The sequence below is a fragment of the Nostoc sp. FACHB-190 genome, from assembly GCF_014696905.1.
GTDB lineage: Bacteria > Cyanobacteriota > Cyanobacteriia > Cyanobacteriales > Nostocaceae > Nostoc_B.
The window spans coordinates 1-5,234 of sequence record NZ_JACJQW010000099.1; the positions used below are offsets into that span (position 1 = coordinate 1).

Below are 5,234 nucleotides of genomic sequence, written 5' to 3' on the forward strand. Positions count from 1 at the left end.
CTGCCCTTTGTGCCAATTTGTTTATCCCCATATTGCAAGGGGTAATAGTGCTGTAACCATTGGCAATACCGACAATTGCCTTGTTAAAATCGGCATCTTCAAACCCAACAGCCTGGAGCATCGCTCGATTTGGCGATCGCTGTACACCCTGTGTTACAACCCGGCTTCTTAAATTATCCGACATTGTTGTTTTATTCATTACTCAAAGCTGGAACAAATCTTTGTATGAGTATGATATGTAGAAATTTTTGAGATGTCCAATATATATTTATTAGTAATTAAGACTTATAGAATATCAAAAAATGGAATTAAGGCACTTGCGTTACTTTATTGCTGTAGCTGAGGAATTACATTTCACTAACGCTGCTCAGAGATTGCATATAGCTCAACCGCCTCTTAGCCAACAACTCCAGCAACTAGAAGCAGAAATAGGAGTAAAGCTGTTTCATCGCAAGACTAAGCGACAAGTACAGCTAACAGAAGCCGGCAAAGTTTTTCTACAAGAGGCTTATGGATTACTTCAGCAACTAGAAACAGCAGTAGCACTGACTCAAAGAATTGGAAAAGGGCAAACAGGTCAACTGAGAATAGGATTTACTAGTTTGGCAATTTACGATCTGTTACCCTTGATTTTGCGAGAATTTCGCCAGCAATTTTTAGAAGTAGAATTAGTTTTACTAGAGCTAACCACCAGTCAACAGGAGCAAGCACTCAAAGATTCCCGAATTCATCTGGGTTTTGCTCATCCACCATTAGTGGATAACACTTTATCTTATAGTTGCATTCAAAGTGAAAGCCTAGTCGTAGCTTTGCCTTCAACTCATTCATTGGCTCAAAAAGAACATATTTCAGTGGAATCGCTATTAAGTGAACCCTTAATTATGTTTCCTCGCTATTTAGCACCAGGACTTTACGATCTAGTTATGGGTCTTTTCCAGAAAGGAGACTTCAAACCTCACATTGTTCAGGAGGCGATTCAAATGCAAACAATTATTGGATTAGTATCGGCGCAAATTGGTGTGGCAATCGTACCATTTTCTCTACACAACCTTCAAAGGTCTGGTGTAGTTTATCGTCCTATAATAGGACAAGTACCTGTAATCGAAACTGCTTTGATTTGGGAGCAAGATAGCTTAACAGCCATTGCAGAGAATTTTTTACAGTTTACTCAAAAGTTCATAGATAAGAACTTGCAAATCTAATTCACCAACCATTGTTGGCATGAAGCCAGATTAGACAAAATGATTCAAACAAGTTACTAAGTCTAATTATTTAAATTAGTTGAGTTGCTCCTTCTAGAAATTCTTGTAGCGTTCGCAAAGTGCGCTCTGTGGAATCAATAAATACTACTTGAATACGAGCTTCAACAGCAACTAAGGAATTACCTTCTTTGATCACCTCAATTGACTGCCAAAAATTGGCTTGGTAGAGTGATGATTGATTTGATTGATCTAACTTAGTGTTGACAATCACATTCTCCAGAATAATTTCCTTACGATAATTAACTTCAATCCGAGCCACAACTGGAACAATTTTCTGTTTGATATTTATGTTATGGTGCTTTAACCAATCCCAACGTCCTGTTTCCAAATACTCCAAAACGGTAGCATTGTTAACATGGCCTAAACTATCGAGGTCATTTGGACGTACCTGTAGTTTTAAAGAGACAAGTTCAAAACTCATTCGTTAAAAATCTTTGAATTTAAATTTATTTGGCTAGTTAAAATACTATAGGACTACATATTTAAATTAATTTTTGATAAAAAAAATACAAATAAGAAAAAAATCGAGCAAGCTTATTTACGGCTGAGAATTTTTCGACCTGTTGTGGCGTTCACTGATTGATGCGTTTGATATAAGAGTAGAGAATTTCTCGTTCGCTATGGCTAGAGATAATAAAGCATTGCTGTCCTACTGCGTGATGATAAAGAACAATGGCAACACTTTCTTTTGGGCAAACGCCTAAACAACTGGTAGTGAACTACCTACACTGACCTTGCGGTACAGTGTAGGCTTCCTGCCCAACAGAAAGCGCAGTAGTGGATTTCTTGCGTCCTCCCCTGCTCCGACTTACATCTGGGCGACAGGCTTTATCCCCCGTTCCAGAGGTCAAAATTCGTGAGCCACTGCGTTGGACGGGTTCCCCGGCTTGAAGCAAGTGGCGTAGACCCTCATCTCTGAGGTTAATGCTTGCGTTCACATCCCTGTCGTGCCTAGTTTGGCAATTGTCACAAGTCCAAAATCTTACATCAAGTGGCAAACTACCAACTTGATTAAGACAAACATGACAGGTTTTTGAACTTGGAAAAAATCTATCAACTTCAAGATAAATCTTCCCTTCCATTTCTGCCTTGTATTTAAGCATTGTGCAAAACATTCCCCAACCGACTTGATGTATAGATTTGGCTAGTTTATGGTTTCGCATCATGCCTTTAACGTTGAGATTTTCAAGCACTATAACTTGATTTTCGTTAACTATCCTACGAGATAGCTTGTGCAGAAAATCCTCACGGCAGTTAGTTATTTTTCTGTGAACTCTAGCAACTTTCTTTCGAGCTTTAACACGGTTGTTAGAACCTTTCTGCTTCTTAGATAGTTGCCGTTGTTTAAGTTTTAAATTCTTCTCATGCTTATTGAGTATTTTAGGATTGTCAAACTTTGAACCATCACTGGTAACAGCAAAGTGGGTTAATCCCAAGTCAATACCTATCGCTTTACCTTCTGTATTTAATTCTGGTTTTTCTTTACCATCATCAAAAAGAATAGCCGCAAAGTATTGATTAGAGCAGTTTTTGGATATGGTTACAGTCTTAACTTTCCCCTCAATGGGTCTATGAATGATTGCTGTTACATCTCCTATTTTTGGAAGACCTACAGAATTATCAGCAATTTTGACATTTTGAGGATATTGTATTGACTGCTTACCATGTTTAGATTTGAATCTAGGATATTTAGCTCGTTTCTCAAAAAAGTTATTAAAAGCTACCCCTAGATTTAAACAAACCTGTTGCAAACATTGTGAGTAAGTTAGTGCTAACCACTCATATTCTTTTTTTAGCTGGGGAATTATCTTTTTGACTTCATATCCAGACAAACCCTTGCCAGTTTCCTTATATGTTTGGTTCATCAAGTTCAAGCAGTAATTCCAAAGCCATCTGCAACTGCCAAAAGCTTGCGCTAGTGACTGCTGCTGTTGGGTGTCTGGATATAACCTGACTTTGAAGACTCTTAACATATTAGAGTAAACAACGTTTGCTATAAAAAAGTATAACATAGAAATTGCTAGTTTCCTCCATATCTTCCTCCCTTGCCTATCGGCATCGGTCGGAAGATTGTCGTCAATTAGCCTGCCATTCATCTCATCACCTCCCTACCCTTCGGGAACACTTCGTGAACGGGTAGGTGAGAGGCTTCTGTCAGTTCAAGCTAACAACTCGATATTTTCCCCATAATCCATCAAATTTGAGTTGAGACTTCAGCCATTTCTGTAGTTCTTCGGAAGCTGTTGTACCTGATCTTACTTGGTGATAACTGTCAGAAAATTGCTCGACTGTACACTGGGAACATATTAGTATCAAACCATTTTGCCACTGAGGAGTGAAAGTGGGAATGGGAGGAATAGTGGCAGGAGTTTTTAATGGTCGATTGCTGGAAGGAACAGTGGGTTGTTCATTAGATGAGAACTGGTGAAAAATTTGCTTGATTAGTTTAAAAATCCGTTTAAGCAGTTTCTTCATTGACAAATGACTTTGCTATTTCTCTCATATCATCACCTAAATTGACTATTGAGTTTGTTTTAATAGATTCAGGATCACATAAAGTTCAAAAAACTTTATGTTGAGAGTTTTCTTATAACTATTATTTTTCATATCTGAGTCGATTAGCGGGATTAATACCAATTCGCAATTCGCGGCGGACGTGACGCTTGTTCCGACGTTCGCAGACTCGCTAACGCTTCGCTGTGTCAGTAATTAATTTATGGTTAGTCTTTTGAGAGAATTTACTGAATCTTTTTGAGATTTTAATAATGAGATATTTGAAGTAGAAATTAATACATTAAAATTGGATATTATATGAAACAAATAAAAAATAAGTCATGAATAAAAAATGGGCAGTCAAGCGGCTAACAATCAATCTTGCCACCAGTGAAATGGAGAAGCTAGAAAAGTATTGCCAAAAAACAGGAAGACCTGCAACAGATGTTATTCGGGAGTTGATTCGTTCTTTAGAAGTAGACCAACTTAATGCCACTGCTCAACAAGGTAGTTCAGCAGAAAAATTTGACCAACCACTACTCGAATGTGCTAACTTATCTTAAGTCTGTTCTTGTAAAGCTAAAAGTTAGTATCAAGTCAGATTGATAGAGACATAAAGACAAAATCATAAATGTTTATCTATATAATTACTTGTTGGCTCGACGTTTCGTCTGGTATGAACAAAGCAGGAGTCGCTGAGAAGCCCACACCTACAGCGCGGCTTCGGTGTGGGAGTATGTCACAAGTGGTTTTAAAATAAGTAAACTTATGTCTTACAGTGATTTCACCCTCAAGAAAGTGAAAACCGAATTTAACCTCACCATAGTTGAGCGTCCCACCTTTCTTGAGGAAATTGAACCTATAACTCCAAGTGATTTTTTATCGACATTTCTAGAAAAGCACTTACCATTAGCTCTAGCGGTGAACACTGAAAAAGCTAGATCCGAATGGTTGATATCTCCAGTTCTTTTAGAAATTAAAGATACATTATCTAACGAAATTAGCTTATTTTCCGGCACAGATTTCACAGTTGATTCTTCTGTTGGACTAAACGGAGTTTGTGATTTTCTCATTAGTAAATCAACAGAACAATTATTTATTGAAGCTCCAGCAGTGGTAATAGTGGAAGCCAAAAGAGAAGACTTAAATGCAGGGTTAGGACAGTGTATTGCGTCTATGATTGCTGCTCAAAAGTTTAATCAACAAAATCAGACTCCTATTCCCACAATTTACGGAACCGTCACTACAGGAGATCGCTGGAAATTTCTCAAATTAGAAGACACTATCGTTACTATTGGGTTGCTAGAGTATAACATTCCTCCAGTTAATCAACTGCTAGGTATGCTAACAAGCTTTGTATCTTAGAGTGAACTACCTACACTGACCTTGCGGTACAGTGTAGGCTTCCCAATTCAATGGGGATTGCCTCAACCTTCGTAGATTTTTTACGTCCCGAAGATTTTGGTCTTACATCCCCTC

Annotated in this window: 6 protein-coding genes and 1 pseudogene; 3 read left to right on the top strand and 4 right to left on the bottom strand. The window is 38.0% G+C overall.

Translation table 11 applies throughout. From position 1 onward, the window contains the following. A pseudogene (locus H6G28_RS36140) lies at positions 1 to 184 on the bottom strand (dihydroxy-acid dehydratase); the annotation flags it as partial. Between the two features lie 118 nt (positions 185 to 302). Here H6G28_RS36140 and H6G28_RS36145 point away from each other — a divergent pair. Continuing rightward, positions 303 to 1,202: a LysR family transcriptional regulator gene (locus H6G28_RS36145; RefSeq protein WP_190678176.1), complete on the top strand. Its 900-nt coding sequence runs from the start codon at positions 303 to 305 to the stop codon at positions 1,200 to 1,202. A 70-nt stretch (positions 1,203 to 1,272) separates the two neighbouring features. Here the strand turns inward: H6G28_RS36145 and H6G28_RS36150 are convergent, their stop codons facing one another. The 3 genes from H6G28_RS36150 to H6G28_RS36160 all read right to left on the bottom strand — a co-directional run bounded on the left by H6G28_RS36150 (position 1,273) and on the right by H6G28_RS36160 (position 3,737). Beyond that, positions 1,273 to 1,683: an acyl-CoA thioesterase gene (locus H6G28_RS36150; protein WP_096586118.1), complete on the bottom strand. Its 411-nt coding sequence runs from the start codon at positions 1,681 to 1,683 to the stop codon at positions 1,273 to 1,275. Positions 1,684 to 1,981: 298 nt separating this feature from the next. After that, on the bottom strand, positions 1,982 to 3,235 hold the full coding sequence (locus tag H6G28_RS36155) for an RNA-guided endonuclease InsQ/TnpB family protein (RefSeq protein ID WP_190678179.1): 1,254 nt from the start codon (positions 3,233 to 3,235) through the stop codon (positions 1,982 to 1,984). A gap of 181 nt (positions 3,236 to 3,416) precedes the next feature. Beyond that, complete coding sequence (locus H6G28_RS36160) at positions 3,417 to 3,737, bottom strand: hypothetical protein (protein ID WP_190678182.1); 321 nt, start codon at positions 3,735 to 3,737, stop codon at positions 3,417 to 3,419. 359 nt (positions 3,738 to 4,096) lie between these two features. Between H6G28_RS36160 and H6G28_RS36165 the strand changes: the two genes are divergently transcribed. Beyond that, positions 4,097 to 4,318, top strand: a complete 222-nt coding sequence (locus H6G28_RS36165; RefSeq protein ID WP_190678186.1) for a ribbon-helix-helix domain-containing protein — start codon at positions 4,097 to 4,099, stop codon at positions 4,316 to 4,318. A 205-nt stretch (positions 4,319 to 4,523) separates the two neighbouring features. Beyond that, entirely contained in the window at positions 4,524 to 5,120 is a 597-nt protein-coding gene (locus H6G28_RS36170) for a hypothetical protein (RefSeq protein WP_190678188.1), read from the top strand. Positions 5,121 to 5,234 lie beyond the last annotated feature (114 nt).

Bases quoted from the DNA above. Each gene is read 5' to 3' on its own strand.
- H6G28_RS36145 (WP_190678176.1), top strand. From the start codon at position 303: ATGGAATTAAGGCACTTGCGTTACTTTATTGCTGTAGCTGAGGAATTA.
- H6G28_RS36150 (WP_096586118.1), bottom strand. From the start codon at position 1,683: ATGAGTTTTGAACTTGTCTCTTTAAAACTACAGGTACGTCCAAATGAC.
- H6G28_RS36155 (WP_190678179.1), bottom strand. From the start codon at position 3,235: ATGTTAAGAGTCTTCAAAGTCAGGTTATATCCAGACACCCAACAGCAG.
- H6G28_RS36160 (WP_190678182.1), bottom strand. From the start codon at position 3,737: ATGAAGAAACTGCTTAAACGGATTTTTAAACTAATCAAGCAAATTTTT.
- H6G28_RS36165 (WP_190678186.1), top strand. From the start codon at position 4,097: ATGAATAAAAAATGGGCAGTCAAGCGGCTAACAATCAATCTTGCCACC.
- H6G28_RS36170 (WP_190678188.1), top strand. From the start codon at position 4,524: ATGTCTTACAGTGATTTCACCCTCAAGAAAGTGAAAACCGAATTTAAC.